This window comes from Ensifer oleiphilus (genome assembly GCF_013371465.1).
GTDB lineage: Bacteria > Pseudomonadota > Alphaproteobacteria > Rhizobiales > Rhizobiaceae > Ensifer > Ensifer oleiphilus.
Genome location: NZ_JABWDU010000003.1, coordinates 814,749 through 831,581 on the forward strand (window position 1 = coordinate 814,749; position 16,833 = coordinate 831,581).

Annotated in this window: 14 protein-coding genes; 7 read left to right on the forward strand and 7 right to left on the reverse strand. The window is 63.1% G+C overall.

Features of this window, described 5'->3' with window-relative positions:
• Positions 1 to 34: 34 nt before the first annotated feature.
• From msrA to HT585_RS16290, 5 genes are all read right to left on the reverse strand, one after another.
• Complete coding sequence (msrA, locus tag HT585_RS16270) at positions 35 to 541, reverse strand: peptide-methionine (S)-S-oxide reductase MsrA (RefSeq protein WP_176353902.1); 507 nt, start codon at positions 539 to 541, stop codon at positions 35 to 37.
• 251 nt (positions 542 to 792) lie between these two features.
• Positions 793 to 1,773, reverse strand: a complete 981-nt coding sequence (locus HT585_RS16275; protein ID WP_176353903.1) for an extracellular solute-binding protein — start codon at positions 1,771 to 1,773, stop codon at positions 793 to 795.
• Positions 1,774 to 1,838: 65 nt separating this feature from the next.
• The gene (locus tag HT585_RS16280; protein WP_176353904.1) at positions 1,839 to 3,479 is read right to left on the reverse strand and encodes an ABC transporter permease; all 1,641 of its coding nucleotides are present in this window, start codon (positions 3,477 to 3,479) and stop codon (positions 1,839 to 1,841) included.
• Positions 3,476 to 4,537: an ABC transporter ATP-binding protein gene (locus tag HT585_RS16285; RefSeq protein ID WP_176353905.1), complete on the reverse strand. Its 1,062-nt coding sequence runs from the start codon at positions 4,535 to 4,537 to the stop codon at positions 3,476 to 3,478. The genes HT585_RS16280 and HT585_RS16285 overlap by 4 nt, the downstream gene beginning before the upstream one ends.
• A 26-nt stretch (positions 4,538 to 4,563) precedes the next feature.
• Positions 4,564 to 5,382 carry an inositol monophosphatase family protein gene (locus HT585_RS16290; protein WP_176353906.1) on the reverse strand — a complete coding sequence of 273 codons (819 nt, stop codon included), beginning with the start codon at positions 5,380 to 5,382 and terminating at the stop codon, positions 4,564 to 4,566.
• 257 nt (positions 5,383 to 5,639) lie between these two features.
• On the opposite strand from HT585_RS16290, the gene HT585_RS16295 reads away from it, so the two are divergent.
• From HT585_RS16295 to HT585_RS16325, 7 genes are all read left to right on the forward strand, one after another.
• Positions 5,640 to 6,428, forward strand: coding sequence for a DeoR/GlpR family DNA-binding transcription regulator (locus tag HT585_RS16295; protein WP_176353907.1), 789 nt, complete (start codon positions 5,640 to 5,642; stop codon positions 6,426 to 6,428).
• A gap of 385 nt (positions 6,429 to 6,813) precedes the next feature.
• A complete protein-coding gene (gene hemA / locus HT585_RS16300) occupies positions 6,814 to 8,169 on the forward strand; it encodes a 5-aminolevulinate synthase (protein ID WP_176353908.1) in 1,356 nt (451 codons plus the stop codon).
• A 203-nt stretch (positions 8,170 to 8,372) separates the two neighbouring features.
• Positions 8,373 to 9,506: an efflux RND transporter periplasmic adaptor subunit gene (locus tag HT585_RS16305; protein WP_176353909.1), complete on the forward strand. Its 1,134-nt coding sequence runs from the start codon at positions 8,373 to 8,375 to the stop codon at positions 9,504 to 9,506.
• An 8-nt stretch (positions 9,507 to 9,514) separates the two neighbouring features.
• Positions 9,515 to 12,634 carry an efflux RND transporter permease subunit gene (locus HT585_RS16310; protein ID WP_176353910.1) on the forward strand — a complete coding sequence of 1,040 codons (3,120 nt, stop codon included), beginning with the start codon at positions 9,515 to 9,517 and terminating at the stop codon, positions 12,632 to 12,634.
• Between the two features lie 119 nt (positions 12,635 to 12,753).
• Positions 12,754 to 13,458, forward strand: coding sequence for a DUF899 family protein (locus tag HT585_RS16315; RefSeq protein ID WP_176353911.1), 705 nt, complete (start codon positions 12,754 to 12,756; stop codon positions 13,456 to 13,458).
• A gap of 169 nt (positions 13,459 to 13,627) precedes the next feature.
• Positions 13,628 to 14,488 carry an AraC family transcriptional regulator gene (locus tag HT585_RS16320; RefSeq protein WP_176353912.1) on the forward strand — a complete coding sequence of 287 codons (861 nt, stop codon included), beginning with the start codon at positions 13,628 to 13,630 and terminating at the stop codon, positions 14,486 to 14,488.
• On the forward strand, positions 14,485 to 14,946 hold the full coding sequence (locus HT585_RS16325) for a DUF1801 domain-containing protein (RefSeq protein WP_176353913.1): 462 nt from the start codon (positions 14,485 to 14,487) through the stop codon (positions 14,944 to 14,946). Before HT585_RS16320 ends, HT585_RS16325 begins: the two co-directional genes overlap by 4 nt.
• On the opposite strand, the gene HT585_RS16330 is transcribed toward HT585_RS16325, so the two are convergent.
• Positions 14,936 to 15,733 (reverse strand): M55 family metallopeptidase, encoded by a 798-nt coding sequence (locus tag HT585_RS16330; RefSeq protein WP_176353914.1) that lies wholly within the window; start codon positions 15,731 to 15,733, stop codon positions 14,936 to 14,938. The genes HT585_RS16325 and HT585_RS16330 overlap by 11 nt on opposite strands.
• Positions 15,734 to 15,750: 17 nt before the next feature.
• Positions 15,751 to 16,815, reverse strand: coding sequence for an aminotransferase class I/II-fold pyridoxal phosphate-dependent enzyme (locus HT585_RS16335; RefSeq protein ID WP_246707703.1), 1,065 nt, complete (start codon positions 16,813 to 16,815; stop codon positions 15,751 to 15,753).
• Positions 16,816 to 16,833: the final 18 nt, after the last annotated feature.

The following is a 16,833-nucleotide window of genomic DNA, read 5'->3' on the forward strand; positions in this document are numbered from 1 at the left end:
AACGCCTTCCACCGTTGCCAGGCAGGCTGGCAGCCTAGGCGGCCGCCTCTCGCTTGGGCAACACCCAATTCGCCCGCGGAAAATGGCAGGTGTAGCCGCTGGGATAGCGCTTCAGGTAGTCCTGGTGCTCCGGTTCCGCTTCCCAGAAAGCGCCGGCCGGTTCGACCGACGTCACGACTTTTCCTGGCCAAAGGCCCGACGCATCCACATCCGCGATGGTATCTTCGGCTATTCGCCGCTGCTCATCCCCAAGAACGTAAATCGCCGATCGGTAGGAGGTGCCGATATCGTTGCCCTGCCGGTCGAGCGTGGTCGGGTCGTGAATCTGGAAGAAATACTCCAGAATGCGGCGATAGCTGATCATCTCGGGATTGAAAACGATCTCGATGGCTTCGGCGTGTGTGCCGTGGTTGCGATAGGTGGCATTGGCGACATCGCCGCCGGTATAGCCCACGCGGGTCTCGATGACGCCGGGCAGCGCGCGGATCAGATCCTGCATTCCCCAGAAGCAGCCACCAGCCAAAACAGCTTTCTCGGTCATTTGTTAGTCTCCACTTGCTTGAGATCGGCACCATAGCGCCCGGCGCCCCATTCGCCGAGCGGAATGAGCCGCAGTGCCGTGGAGTTGATCCAAGAACGCAGCCCGACGCAGGCAAAGACGTCAGGCCCGGTGCAAGGGAGGTCAAGGGATGGTGGCGTGCGGGCGGGAGAGTTGCCCGCACGCCACCACACGCTGCATAGAAGCCAGCCTGGGGCGCGAACCCGAGGCGGCTTCCTTGCGTGGCAGGATCGTTACTTGCTCGAACCGGCCTTCGGCAGAGCCGCCCATTCCGCGAGGAATGTGTCGCGGCTGCGGGCGGCCTCTTCCTCGTCGATCTTGAAGACCTTGATCGAGGCGAGTTCCGGCAGCTTCACGAAGTCGGAAACCTGGATGTCCGTGCGGCTCGGACGGCGAAAGGCGACCTTCAGCAGCTCGATCTGCGCCTCCTTGGAGAGCAGCGTATCGATTGTCTTCCTGGCGTTGTCGCCAGCCGGCGCGCCCTTGACGAGAGCGGCGAATTCCGGCGTCGTGAAGGTTCCCGAGGAGGGGTAGACGATGCTGATTTCCGTCTGGCCGCCGTCGACATAGCTGTAGCTGTTCGTTTCGAAGGTGATGCCGACGGCATATTCGCCCATGGCCACGCCCTTCGGCACGGCCGAAGACGAACTGCTGACGACGAGGTTGGCAACCAGCGCCTTGTAGGTCGCTTCATCAAGCAGCTTCGACAGACCCCAGACGATCGTGTAGCCGGTCGAGCTGTTGGCCGGATCGGGCAGGACGATACGACCCTTCCAGGACGGATCGGCAAGGTCCTTCCAGTCGGCCGGCGCTGAGGAACCGTTCAGCTGGTCGGTGTTTACCATCACGGTCACGACATGGACGTTGGCGGGCTGGAAATAATCTTCCGGAACACGCAGGTCCGCAGGCATGGCGGCCAGTTCCGGCGAGGTGTAGGGCTCGAGCACATCCTTGAAAGCGCCCATGGTGTTGGCCGAGGACGACCAGAAGACGTCGCCCTGGGGAGCGGCCTTCTCCGCCTCGATGCGGCGCAGCAACACACCGCTGCCGCCGGTAATGATGCCGGTCGTCAGCCCGGCCTTCTCCTTGATGACGGCCTGCACGGCCTCGACGGCCGGGACCGGGTTGGTGGTGTAGATCACGGGATCGGCAGCGGCGGCGTCTGCGGCGGCAAAGCCGGCAAGAAGCATGGTCGTTGCGGCAAGTTTCATCATGGCAGTTCCTCCTGGTTGGTCTGAGATCGGCCGCGTCCCTCACGCGGCCGGATGGTCGTTGATCTTCACTTCGAGCCGAACAGGTCCACCTTGAACACGGTCGTGGCGATCACGACCGGCAGCAGGATCACGGCAACCAGCACCAGGCCATAGGCCGAGGCATAGGCCATCAGGCCCGAGTCGATCAGCCGGAAGATCTGGATCGGCAAGGTTTCGCGGCCGCCGGAATAGACAAGCAGCGAAGCCGAGAGTTCGGAAACGGTGGTCGTCCAGGTCAGGATCGCAGCCGAGGCGACGGCGGGCAGCATCATCGGTAGCACCACGCGCAGGAACGTCCTGAACGGCGGCGAGCCGAGGCTGATGGACGCCTCTTCGATGGAGTTCGGGATGTTGTGCAGGATGGCCTGGCCGTTGCGCATGCCGAAGGGCATGCGGCGGATGACATAGGCGAGCACGATGATCGTTGAGGTGCCGGTCAGCGAGAGGAAGCCGCCGTTGAAGGAGGCGAGCAACCCGACGCCGAGAACGGTGCCCGAGAGCGCCAATGGTATGGCCGAGACATAGTCAATCAGCGGCGTTACCAGGTTCGGCTTCTTGACGACGAGGTAGCTGACGAGCGTGCTGAAGGCGACCGAAATGAGCGTGGCGATGCCGGCGTAGAGGATAGAGTTGACCAGCGGGCCGGGCGCCGTGATGAAGACGCGGGCCATGTTGTCGAGTGTCCACTCCCCCCAGCGCATGACCGGGCCTCGCGAAAGCGTGAAGGCGCCGACGGCAATGGTTAAGAGCGGCAACAGCGAGATGGCGACGACGAAACCCGCCGCAGCGCTGACGACCACGCCCTGGCCGCCCTTCAGCGGCTGGGGCTTGGCGCCCCTGCCCTGCACGATCTCGTAGCGGCCCCTGGCGATGATGCGGCGGTTGACGAAGAGCAGACCCATGACGATCAACACGGAGGTGCTGGCAAGCGTGCTCTGCATGGTAAGGTTGCTCGCACCCTCCGCCACGGCCGCCTGGTAGATGGCGACCGAGAGCAGCGGCACGTTGTGGCCAAGGATGGTCGAGATTGCGAAATTTCCGACGACCATGGTGAAGACAAGCAGAGCCGAGGCAAGGATCGCCGGGCGGATGACCGGCAACATCACATGGAAACGCGAGCGCACCGGTGCCGTGCCGAGGCTTTGGGCGGCCTCCTCCAGTTGCGCATCGAATTTGCCGATGGCTGCCACCGTGCCGATATAGACATAGGTGTAGTAGATGAAGCTCATCGAGGTGATGAGGCCGAACCAGCCGTAGAAACTCGGAAGGAAGATCCCGTGGCCTTTCAGGAAGCGGGTGATGACGCCGTTGTTACCAAGGATCATCAACCAGGTCTGCGCCGTCACGACTTCCGGAATGACCAGCGTGATGAGCGGCAACAGCGTGATCAGCAGCTTGCCGCGGAAACGGAAGCGCGCCGAGACATAGGCGAGCGGCACGCCGATCAGCGTCGAACACAGCGTGACGACGCAGGCGAGCACCAGGGTATTGCAGATGGCCGCCAGGCTGCGCCCATCGTGCATGAGCTGGACCCAGCCCGAGCCGCCGTCTCCGAAGAAGCTCGCGGTAAAGATATAAAGCAGCGGATAGACGACGAAGACGCCGAGTAGAGCAAGCGCCAGCGCGGAAAACCAGGGCCAGGGGGAGCGCAGAAGAGACGGGTTCATGACCGGATCACCCGTGCCGCGGCGGGATCGAAGCCGAGGTAGACAGAGGCACCCGGCAGGAAGGCGTCGTGCCCTGCACCGTGCAGTTCCGCATTGAGAGCGAGGCCGCCTGCGCATTCGACGCTGTAGCTGGTCCGGGCGCCGAGATATTGTCGGCCACGGATGATCGCCGGCAACGATTGCAGGCCGGCAGCCGGCGCTGACGAAATCTTCAGGTCTTCCGGTCGAAGAACGAGGATGCCGTGCTCGGCTGGGCCCTCCAGCGCGTCCGTCGCCAGCAGGCGGCTGCCGGCGACTTCAAGCTCGACGATGCCCGCAGAGGTCGAGCGCACGGCAACTTCGGTGCGGTTCGCAGCACCGACGAAATCGGCGACGTAGCCGGTGCGGGGCGTCGCATAGATCTGCTGCGGCGTGCCCAACTGCTCGACCTTGCCCTTGTTCATCACACCGATCAGATCGGACATGGACAGCGCTTCTTCCTGGTCGTGCGTCACGAAGACCGTGGTGATGTTCGCCTCGCGCTGCAATTCGATGATCGTCTCGCGAATCTGGACGCGGAGTTTCGCATCGAGATTGGAGAGCGGTTCGTCCATCAGCAGGACCGTCGGTTTGATCACCAGCGCGCGGGCGAGCGCCACGCGCTGGCGCTGGCCGCCGGAAAGGGCTGCCGGGTGGCGGGAAAGCAGATGGCCGAGGCCGACCCGCTCAAGTGCGGCCTTCACCTTGCGCTCGACGCCCTCGCCCTTTTCGCCACGGGCGCGCAGACCGTAGGCGACGTTGTCGGCCACCGTCTTGTCCGGAAAAAGCGCATAGTCCTGGAACACCATGCCGATCGCGCGCTTGTGCGGCGGCAGTTCGGTGACGTCGCGGCCGCCGAAACGGATCTGGCCGCCGCTTGCGGGCGCAAAACCGGCAATGGTGCGCAGCAGTGTGGTCTTGCCGCAGCCGGAGGGACCGAGCAGCGTGAAGAAGCAGCCTTGTGGAATATCCAGCGACAGGCCGGAAATGACGGTCTCGGCGCCGTATCGCACCGACAGGTTGGAGATCGCTATGCCCATGAGTTCCCTCTTCTTTGTCTTCAGGCTTATGCGTTGGCCGAAACGGCAGAGCCGGATTTCATGTCCTTGACGAGATCGAGCGCCTGGGCGTGCACCCTGGCGTCACCCGCCCCCAGCAGCTGACCGGAGCTTTCCAGCGTCAGCGGCGCGCCGGCCCAGTCTGTGACGATACCGCCGGCACCTTCGACGATGGGCCGGAAGGGCGCGAAATCAAAAACCTTCTGGCCGCCATCGAGCGCCAGATCGGTGCGCCCATCGGCAAGAAGGCCATAGTTGAGGCTCGCCCCGCCATAGACCCGCGCACTGGTGGCCGCGCGCAGCCGGTCGAGCGCGGGGCGTTCGTTCTGTGCCAGATAATCCTGGTTGCTGTTGGTCATGATCGCCTCGCCAAGCGAGGAGCAGGAACGCACGCCGACCCTCTGGCCATTGCGCGTCGTGCGCCGGCCTTCAGCGCCGATCCAGCGGGAATCGATTGCCGGAATGTCGATGATGCCGAGGCGCGGCACACCGCCGATGGCAAGCGCGATCAACGTGCCGTAGACCGGCATGCCGGCGATAAAAGCCGTCGTACCGTCAATCGGATCGAGCACCCAGACATGTTCGCTGCCGGGGCGGACCCAGTCGCGCTCCTCGCCAATGATGCCGTGGGAGGGATACCGTGATGAGATCATGCCGCGCAGCCGGTCCTCGATGAGGATGTCCATCGCGGTCACAAGGCTGCGGTCCGCCTTGACCGAGACATCGACCCGCGACATGCGGTTTTCCTTGAGAACAGCCCGGGCGACATCCGCCAGTTCCGCGGCGAATGCCACATGCTTGTCTTCGATGAGGGCGGCGCTGGTCATTCTCAGTTTTACGCTTTCCCGTTTGCCGGCAGCCGCCATCGCTCCCGCAATGCATGCAGGTTGGGCGCCGGCTTTGGCTCCGACTGATTGAAGATGCTGATCGGGCAATTCCGACCTGTGTGCTCTACGTACAGGCAATTGTCGAATGTGGCAATATGCGTTTTTAGTGGCAATATGTGTTTTTATGCGGCGAGCAATATGGCGCTTGTGGCAATGCGAGGCGTCGCATATCAAGAAGCTGCAAGGGAGGCTTCGTGATGTGGCAAGAAGAGCGTCAGCAGAAAATCCGTTCGCTGCTTGCGGCCTATGGCCAGGTATCGATCGACCGCATCGTCGATGATTTCGGCGTGTCGCGCGAAACGATCCGCCGCGATCTCATGGAAATGGAGATGGCGGGAGAGCTGCGTCGGGTGCGCGGCGGCGCTGTTCCGGTAACGCGGGAAGACACGACCTTCGGCGTGCGCATCACGCTACGTCTTCAAGAGAAGCGCGCGATCTGCGCGGCCGCCCTCGGCTTCCTCGAAAGCGGCCAGACCATCTTCATGGATGCCGGCTCGACCAGTTCGACCATGGCCGAGGCACTCGCCGGCCCGAGCGGCCTTAGCAACCTCACCATCCTCACCAATTCCATCGACGTGGCGAGCCAACTGACGGAACGGTCGGGCGAGCTTTCGCGTGGCACGCGCGTCATCCTGCTCGCCGGAAACGTCAAGCAGGATCCGATGGAGACCTTTGGCGAGGCAACCATCAACGATATCCAGCGCTACCGCGCGGACATTGCGCTCCTTGCTCCCTGGGGGGTCGACGCCACGATGGGCGCGATGAACTACTTCCTCCACGGCGCCGAGATTGCGCGCGCCATGGTGCGCAATTCCGGCCGGACGATCATCCTCGCCGACCATTCCAAGGTTGGTGTCGTCAGCCGTTCGGTCTTCTGCGAGACCGGCGAGATGGCCCACCTGATCACCGATGCCAAGGCCCGTCAGAAGCCCGGCTTCGAAGCGCTTGCGGCCGCGGTGAAGGGGCTCGTCGTCGCCGGCGAATAGGCCGTCTTTCATGGCGCGAAACCGGTCATGCCGGTCATAGGACCGAAGACCCTTCGGACGAAACCTTGTCGTTCACCTGGAGGAAATCAAGTTTCACTCCCTTTCGCGCGGGCTTCCGCGCTCGCAGCCGGTTGCGCCAAGGTCGTCATCCTGGTCGTGGCCACGGTCAGCGCGATCCTCGCAGCCCTTCTCCCCGCGCGCAACGTCAATGGCAAGATCTTACATCGGACTTTGGTCTGGCAGGGCGGGCACCTACGTCGAAAACCTCGCGGAACCTAAGTCTGTGTCACGCCTTCCTTGAAGGCCCTACCATACGAGGGCTCGAAATCGACCATTCTGGACAGATTGAGCCAACAGCGCGGGCAACCGCACTGAGGAGGGGGCAATGGACTACGGTGTCTTTTTTACCAACGCCCTGGAGGGACTGCGCCAGGAAGGGAGATATCGCGTCTTTGCCGATATCGAACGCATGGCCGGCGCTTTTCCACATGCCAGACTCCACGAGGGAGATCGCGTTCGCGAGGTCATCGTCTGGTGTTCGAACGACTACCTCGGGATGGGACAGCACGAAAAAGTCCGAAGTGCCATGCACCAATCGCTGGATACGTCCGGCGCCGGCGCCGGCGGCACGCGCAACATTGCAGGCACGAACCACGCGCACGTGTTGCTTGAGCGCGAACTGGCCGATCTGCACCGCAAGGAAGCAGCACTGTTGTTTACATCCGGCTACGTCTCGAACTGGGCGGCGTTGTCGACGCTCGCAGCCAACTTGCCGGGATGCGTCGTTCTGTCGGATGCAGGCAATCACGCCTCGATGATCGAGGGTATCCGGCATTCGCGCGCGGACTATCGGGTTTTCAAGCACAACAGCCCGGAAGATCTCGCCCGCTGCCTGGAGCAGGTCGAGCCCGATCGGTCCAAGCTTGTCGCGTTCGAATCCGTCTATTCGATGGATGGCGACATCGCACCGATCAAGGAGCTTTGCGACGTTGCCGACGACTACAATGCCATGACCTATCTGGATGAAGTCCATGCGGTCGGGCTCTATGGTCGCCGTGGCGCCGGCGTCGCCGAACGCGACGGCGTCATGGATCGGCTGACGATTGTCCAGGGGACGCTCGGAAAGGCGTTCGGAGTTGTCGGTGGCTATATTGCCTCGACCGGGCCGATCGTCGATTTCGTGCGTTCCTTCGCCTCCGGCTTCATCTTTACCACCGCGCTGCCGCCGATGCTGGCGGCCGGTGCGCTCGCCTCCCTCCGGCATCTGAAGACCAGCGAGAGCGAGCGCAGGGCGCAGCAGGACAGGGTGCGGATGCTGCGCGACAAGCTCGACGCCGCCGGCATCCCGCATATGCACAATCCGAGCCATATCGTTCCCGTCGTCGTCGGCGACGCAGCAAAATGCCGGGCCGTTTCCGACCGGCTGCTCGACGGCTTCGATATCTACATTCAGCCGATCAATTACCCGACCGTGCCGCGCGGCACCGAGAGGCTGAGGATCACCCCGTCGCCGCTGCACAGTTACGAAGACATCGATTATCTGGTTGATGCGCTCGATACGGTCTGGTCGGAGCATCACCTCGCGCGCACCCGGCCGATCGGACCGACGATGCCGCGCTGGCGCATGGCAAACAGGCTGCCTCTGCCCGACCCCGCGCAATGCCAGGGCTGTCGAAAAGTGATGGCGATGATGCCCGCGACGGCGGCCGACGACGCCCCCCTCCTCGAGATGCACTCATAAAGGCAAGAGGTGTCGTCATGATCCGCAGACGACCGATACATTCAGATGCGTCGCCGCTAGCCCGACAGCCAGAAACCAAGCTGGGAGCGAACCACAAACGGCGCAGAGCGGTCGGTTCCGTCGCACTCGTTGCTGTTGCGGCCCTGCTTGCGGCAGCCTACCCGATGGTTGTCGGCAATCTCTCCCCAACCACAGGGTCAGCGATGGCGGTCGCCACGGGATCGACCGGTGGCACCTCTGCCCACGATGCCTCCGTGATGAGCGTATCGGTCGTCAATGCTTCACCCGGCGCCCTCACGACCACAAGCACTGTGTCCGGGTCGATCGTCGCACGCGAGGACGTGCTGGTGGGGACGGAGAGCGAGGGCGCCGGCATTCTCTCCATCCTGGTCGAGGAAGGCGATACGGTCCAAGAGGGCCACATCCTGGCCGTCCTCACGTCCGACCTCGACGAGATCGCGCTCGCGATGAACGACGTCGAGATCGAGCGCGCCAACGCTCTGTTGACCCAAAGCGACAGTACGATCGCACTTGCACAAACGAATCTCGATCTCGCCAGCAAGGCACTGGCACGCGCCGACCCACTCTCAAAATCCGGAGTAACGTCCCTGGACGTCCTCGAGCAACGCCAGGCCGATGTGCTTGTCGCCGAAGCCAAGCTTGCCACAGCGCAACAGGCAAAGAGGGTCGCCTTGGCGGAGCGCGCCATCGCGCTGGTCAAGCATCGCGAACTGACTGCCCATCTCGAGCGAACGCGCATACGAGCGCCCGCAGCCGGCATCATCGTCGAGCGTTTCGCGCATGTGGGCGACATAGCCACGGGCAAGACGCCGCTGTTTCGCATCGCCAAGGACGGACTTTTCGAGCTCGAGGCGCTGGTTCCCATGCGCATGATGGATCGGATCCGGCCTGAAACGGCAGCGTCCATCGCGATCCCGGGGATCGAGGCACCCCTCGCGGGCACCGTCCGGCATCTCTCGCCGCGGATCGAACAGACCACGAGGATGGCGCGTGTCCGCATCGCCCTTCCGCCGACCGTCACGGTGAGGCTCGGCACCTTTGCGCGCGCGGAAATCCGCACGACGGAGCAGATGCAGATCGTCCTTCCACTCAGCGCCGTCCAGCCCACGGCCAATGGCAGCCAGGTGCAGCTGGTGGCGAACGGAACCGTCGAAACGCGCGCTGTCGTCACCGGTCGCACGACCGCCGAGGCTGTCCAGATCGTCTCAGGGATATCGACCGGCGAGCAGGTCATCCTGCGGTCGGGCGGCCTGGTGCGCGCCGGCATGCGCGTCACGCCCGTTCTTCCCGCCGCCGTCATCGCCTCCAACCTGTGAGGCATCCGATGGCCATCAACATCTCGAAATGGTCAATCGAGCGTCCCGCCGTCGGCATTGCGCTGTTTCTCGTGTTGACGGCGATGGGGTGGCTGTCCTTGACCGCGCTGCCGGTCAACCGCTTCCCGGAAATGGAGGTCCCTGTCGTTACAGTCATGTTGCGCCAGCAGGCGGCATCGCCGAGCGACCTCGAAATTCAGGTGGCGCAAAAGGTTGAAGAGGCCTTCGAGGACATCGAGGGGCTTGAACGTCTGGATGCCACGCTCGGCGACGGCAGCGTCATTTTGAATGCAGAATTCGCCGCCCACGTTTCGCCTGACGTCGCGCTGGAACGGATACAGGCCACGATGACGGCGGTCCGGATCCAGTTGCCGGCCAATCTGGAGGAGCCTTCGATCGCGCTTGCCAACATACGACGTCTGGCAATCGCCACCTATGCTCTGCGCTCCGACCAGCTGTCACTGCCGGCGATCTCCAGGCGCGTCGATGACCACATCCGCCCCGCCCTGGAGAAAGTACCGGGCGTCGGCAGGATTGTGCGGGTTGGCGGCAGCGAGCGGGAGATCGGGGTCTGGCTGCAGCAAGATGAAATGATCGCCCGGGGCCTTGCACCGCAGGATGTCAGCCGGGCACTGCGTGCCGTCAGCGACAACCGGGCCTCCGGTACGATGAAGACCAACGGCTTCGATCAGCCGATCCGCACGGTCTCGGCGCCGATGTCGGTGGAGGATCTCGACACGCTTGCCGTCAGAACCGGCGCTGGATCCAGCGACCGGCTTTCCGATATTGCCAGGATCGAGGATGCCTGGAGCGAGCCTTCGGGTTTCGCGACGCTCGATGCCGATCCGATCGTCGCCTTGGCGATCTTTGCCGAAAAGCGGGCGAACGAGGTTGAGACGTTCGAGCAGATAAAATCCGCAGTTCAACGTCTCGACGATACCGAGACTGCCGTGCAGTTCACGCTGCTCGACGAGAACGCCAGCTACATTAGCAACAATTTCACCGGAACGATGCGAACCATGGCCGAGGGGGCGCTGTGCACCATCGCAGTCGTCTTTCTGTTCCTGCGGGATCGTCGCTCGACGCTCATCGCTGCCATCGCTCTGCCGCTGGCGGTGATCCCGACTTTTCTTGCCATGGAAGCGCTTGGCTTCTCGCTCAATCTCGTCTCCCTGTTGGGTTTGACGCTGGCGATCGGATTGCTGGTCGATGACACCATCGTGGAGATCGAGAACGTCACGCGTCACCGCGAGATGGGAAAGACGATCTGGCGCGCGGTGATCGATGCGACGGAGGAGATCGGCGGCTCGGTCATCGCGATCTCGCTGACCGTTGTCGCGGTTTTCCTGCCGCTGGCGTTTGTCGAGGGCCTACCCGGTCGATACTTCCGGGAATTTGGACTGACCGTCGCCGTCGCGACGCTTCTGTCATTGCTGGTCGCGCGCGTGATCACGCCCATGCTGGCAGTGGCGTTGTTGACGCCCGGGCCGCCCGGCAAGCCGAGAAAATCCGGAGGCAGCCATGGAATTTATTCGCAACTGCTTCGACTGTCGATCGGCCGGAAGACAGTGTCGCTGGGAGGGAAACGCATCCACCTCGACATGACCCTCGTGACTTTGGCGCTCGGTCTGCTTTCCGTCGCGGTGCCGTTCCTGGCGGTACTGCCGACCTTGCCGCGCGGGTTCATCCCCACAGAGGACGGGACCCGCCTGGCATTCGCAATCGACATGGCCGATGGCGCCAGCGTCTCGTCGATGATGCAAAAATCCGTCGAGATCGCAGGCTCCCTGAAGAATGACCCGGATGTCCAACACATCTACGCCTACCGCGGCGATCTCAATGTCGGCTCGCCGAACCCGCAGGCCTTCACCGTTCACTTGATGCTGACGGCGCCGGGCGAACGCAACCGGACCCGCCAACAAGTGGCCGCCGATGTCACCAGGCAACTGGCAGCAATTGCGGATATCAGAAGCAGCGAACTGGGTTTGACCGGCAGCCGCCAGTTCTCGCTCACTCTCCTCGGCGATCAGCCCGGACGCCTTGAGCAGGCAAGCGACAACTTGTCGTCGGCGATGGCTGCGATGCCTGAGTTCCGAACCGTGACGTCTCTTTCCCCCGCCCTTCGCAGCGAGTTGCAGATCACCCCCGACCGGGACCTCGTTTCGGAACTTGGTATCAGTCTCGACGCGCTATCGGATGCGGTGCGCGTGGCCACTGTCGGAGATATCAGCCACGAGCTGGCCCACATCGATCTGCAGGGCCGTCGGGTTTCGGTGCGGGTACGGGTGGAGGCTGAAGATGACATCGACATTTCGCTGATAGAAGGCATGCCACTGAGAACCGCCGATGGCAACGTCGTGCCGTTGGTGGCAGTCGCCGAGGTCGTAGCGGGGTCCGGCCCGTCCGAGATCATACGGCGCGACGGGTTGCGGCGCATCGACATCACTGCCGATCTGCAAGGGGCAGTCTCCTCAGGCACCGCCCTGTCGGCGGTGATGACGTGGATTGCAGACAACCCCTTGCCGAAGGGCATCAGCTTGCAGCCCGCCGGCGAGACCCTGTCGATGCAGGACTTTTTTTCAAGCTTCCATCGCGCAGTCCTGCTTGGGCTTGCCGCCGTGTTCGCGATCCTGCTCGTCCTCTTCGGCAACCCGTTCCAACCATTGACGATCCTGTTGTCCCTGCCTCTCGCCCTGTCCGGCGGCATCCTGGCGCTCGCTCTCACCGGAAACGGCGTGACGATGCCGGTGCTGATCGGCGCACTGATGTTGATGGGCATTGTCGCCAAGAATGCGATCCTGATCGTCGATCTCTCGGGTCAGCTGATCAGGCAGGGCCACGCCCCCCGCGAGGCCGTGGTCACTGCCGCCGAACGGCGGGCACGCCCGGTGATCATGACCACCGCAGCGATGATCGCCGGCATGGTTCCCGTGTCCCTCGGTTTCGGCGACGGCGGAGCCTTCCGCGCGCCGATGGCGATCGTCGTGATCGGCGGACTCGTCGCCTCCACTGCCCTTTCGCTGCTTTTCGTGCCGGCATTGTTCCTGCGCGTTCATGCGCTGCAGATCCTGTGCACGAGGCTTGTCGGCGCCACGCCGCGCACGTCCGCAACGCAACCGCACGGTTGACGTCTCTTCCCTAGCCCTCCACACGCGCCCTGCAGGCAACCGCGTACATTCCTTCATCCGCTCGGGAACCCGGAAGGCTCAAGGCCGTTAGTTGGGATCGACAAGACGAGGACAAAGATATGGGCTTCGATCAACTCGTTCCGGCGCCGGATCTCGCAGCCAAGGGCAAGTCGGCCTTTCCCGGTGAAACGGCGGAATACAGAAAAGCGCGGCAGGCCCTGCTGCGCGAAGAAATCGAGTTCCGACGGCAAATGACGCGGCTGGTCGAGCTGCGGCGGTCTCTGCCGGAAGGGCCGGTGATCGAAACGGATTATCGCTTCAAGGATGCCAACGGCAGCGAAATCGGCCTGATCGACCTCTTCGGCGACAGGCAGACGCTCGTCACCTATTTCTGGATGTACGGACCAGAGCGCGCCCTTCCCTGCCCGATGTGCACGAACTGGCTCGGTGCGGTGAACGGCAACGCCGCCGACATCAAGCAGCGAGTGGCGCTGAAGATCCTCGGCCGCAGCCCGGTCGAACGCCAACTGGCATTCGCGCAAGAACGAGGCTGGCGAGACCTTGATTTCGTCCAGACCGTCGGCGACGACTATGCCCGTGATCTCGGCCTCATCAATGCGGACGGAAGCGAAAACCCGGCACTTGGCGTCTTCAAGCGCGACGGTGAGACCGTCAGGCTTTTCTGGTCGAGCGAGATGACGATGGAGATGGCCGACCCAGGCCAGGACCCGAGGGATGCGCCCGACATCGCGTCGCTCTGGTCGATCCTGGACCTGACGCCTGAAGGCCGTGGCACGGACTGGTATCCCAAGCTCAGCTACTGACGGCCATCATCACGTCGCCAATGGATGTCGTGGACGGGTCGCGGCGCTGGCCGCGCGCCTTCGGAAGACAAATAATGGCGTTAACATCGGCAAGATCTTCAAATCCGCAAGATTTGCCGGTGCATCCTGTGCAAACCTCTTCATGGTTTGGAGAGCCGTGGGGACAACGATGCGCAAGGCACTGACGCAGGCGAGCTACGATGCACGGATGAACAGGGTTATCGACCATGTCTATGCGCATCTGGAAGAGGACATCTCCTTCGACGAACTGGCCGACGTCGCCTGCCTCTCCCCCTATCACTGGAGCCGGATCTACTCGGCCATGCGCGGCGAGACCATCTCGGCGACCATTCGCAGGCTCCGGCTGCAGCGCGCTGCCGACCGGCTGGCCAATTCGGATGTCGATATCGGCACTGTTGCCGATCGCGCCGGATATGTTTCAACCGACACATTCGGGCGCGCGTTCAGGGAGACCTTTGGCACGACGCCCGCCGCCTATCGGTATAATGGTCCGCATGCCGCCTTCAGGGCGGCCAATGCTTCTGGGGACACAAACCGCTTCCCGGTGAGCGTCGTTACCCTGACTGAGCGACGGTGTGCGTCGGTCGACCATCGGGGCTCCTACATGGAAATCGACCGAGCGATGGGTCGGCTCTTTGGTGAACTTGCGGCCCGTGCGGCATTGCCGGACCGACCGGAGATGATCGGGGTATTCTTCAGCGATCCTGATCTCGGTCCTGAAGATGACTTGCGCTCTCGCGCCAGCATGCCGGTTGCCGGTCCAATCACCTTCGCCCCGCCAATGACCGAAACGGTCCTGCGCGGAGGCTCCTATGCAAAGCTGAGCTACACCGGTCCCTATGCGACAATGCGCGGTGCCTATCGCTGGTTCCTCGGCGTATGGCTGCCCGGATCCGGGCATGAGCCCGACGATGCGCCGGTCTTCGAAGCCTATCTCAACGACCCACGCGTCGTGCCTCAGAGCGAATTGCGGACCGACATCCATCTACCGCTGAAAAGGACGTCATGACGACCCCAGCAGTTCCATCAGCCGTCGCCGAGGTGCTTGCGCAACACACCGCAGCAGTACGGGCGCGCCTCCTGCAGGTTCGCGATCTCATCTATATGGTCGCGGCGGAGGCGGAGGGTGTCGGGCCGTTGACGGAAACGCTCAAATGGGGAGAACCGGCCTACCTCACGGAAGCAAGCAAAAGCGGAACGACGATCCGGTTGGGTGTAGTCAAATCGGCGCCGGGACAATGCGCGGTTTTCTTCAACTGCAAGACGATGCTTGTCGAAACTTTCCGCGTTCATTTCGGGAACAACTTTACCTTTGAGGGTAATCGCGCCCTCCTCATCCCGACCACCGGCGATCTGCCGACAGAACCGCTATCGCTCTGCCTGCGTGCGGCTTTGACCTATCACCGTCGTACGGCTGGGCGCGATGCAACGTCGCGCCCGCCGCCCGTTGCCTCGCTCAGACGATGAAGCGGATGGCGCGCTGGATTTCGAAGAAATCCTTGGCCTCGAAACGCAGCGTGCGTGCGGCGACATGCTCGACACCAGGATAATGACTACCGCGATAGGCCTCGATCGGCGTCGTGTATTCGACGATCAGCTCGAACCGGTCGGCAAGTTTCGGCAGGCAGGCTTTCAGATCCCCCGAAAGCGCTTTCTCCACACCCTCGCGAATGGCGGCAACCGCGGCCTTCGGCGTCAGCGAACGCGTCGCCGGACCGAAACCCTCGCTGGTGGCAACGGTGCCGATACCCGATGCGATCGCCTTGGCCTCGGCGCACATGCCGGCATCGCCCGAAAGAAACGCCGAAGGCACGCCGTAGCGCGCGGCGCAAAGGGCGTTCAGCGTGAATTCCGACGCCACTTCGCCATTGATCAGAAGCCGCGAGACCGTGCCTGTTAGCGTGTGCGCGAGCGGGTTGGTGTCGGTGCCGGCCTTGTTGTGATAGCCGGTGTAAAGCGCTGCGGAGAAACTCTTGTCGATGCCGAACATCATCAGGTCAGGATGCCCGCTCCAGCCCCTGACGATGCTGACATAGGCCGGCAGTTTCGACAGGATCAGGTTGCGTGCCGTCGAATGGGCGTCCTTGACCACAATTTCCTTGGCACCGGCAGCCTTTGCGCCTTCGCAAGCCGCCACAAGCTCGTCGGTCATGTATTCGCGGAACTCCTCGTATTCCGCATGGCCCTTCTTGGCCTCGTCCCAAGCGGTGATCCCCGCCGTGCCCTCGATGTCAGCGCTGATGAAAACCTTCATGATTGTTCTCTCATCTCTCAAATAAGCTCGGCCATCGACTGCAGCAGCCGATCGATCTGAGCCGGGGAATGTTCGGAAAACACCGCGAGCCGCAGGCTCGGCACGTTGGGCGCGTCGGAATAGCCGCCCGCCTGCTGCACCCGGACAATGATGTCGTGTTCGGCCAGACGGTCGCGCAGTTGTTCCAGATCGGTTACGCCCTTTACGGTCACGATCGGCACCGGCGTTTCGGCGACCTCGAAACCGAGCGCCCTCAGCCCCCCGCGCACATGCCTGATGTTGCGGGTGAGGTTGGCACGCTTTTCCGGCGTCGTTTGCAGTACCCGCAACGATGCTGCAGCCGCCGCCGCAAGGCCGGGCGGTGCCGGCGAGGCACCGCGCATGATCATCGCGTTGCGGGCGATCTTTTCGGCGAGGGCGATATCGCCGGGAACGACGCCACCGAGCGCGCCAAAAGCCTTGCTCATGGTGCCGGCAAGATAGTTGCCTTCGCCTTCGAGCCCGGCATGCTGCAACGAACCGCGACCGGTTTCGCCGAGAACGCCGACGCCGTGGGAATCGTCGATGCAGAGAAGCGCCCCTTCATAGGGCGCCATCGCCTTGCGATAATCAACAAGCGGCGCCAGCCTGCCGGAGGACGGAAAAACGCCGTCCGTCAGCACCGCCGGCCGCTCGCCTGCCTTCACATGCAATGATAGCTGCGTTGCGAGGTCATCCGGGTCGGCGTGGCGAAACTCATGGATCCGCTTACCGAGCGTCGGGATCGCGTCCCGCGTGCTGTAATGCGTGGCGGAATCCATCAGGATGACATCGAAATCGTCGCGCAGCCCCTGCAGCAATACCATCGGGCTGGTGTAGCCGGAGATCATATAGACGACCTCCTCCGTGCCGAACCAGTCACGCAGCCGCTCCTGCAGGTCGGCATAGACCTGCATATGGGCGAGCGTTCCCGGCCCCATGCCGTACTGCCGCGTGGCGTCGCAGGCCGCCTCGATCACCTCAGGGTGGCCGTGCAGGCAGAAGTAGGACGTGCCGCAATAGTAGTCGACCTCGCGCCCGCCGATGAACATGCGGGCGCCCAAGGGTGACTCCATCCTGAT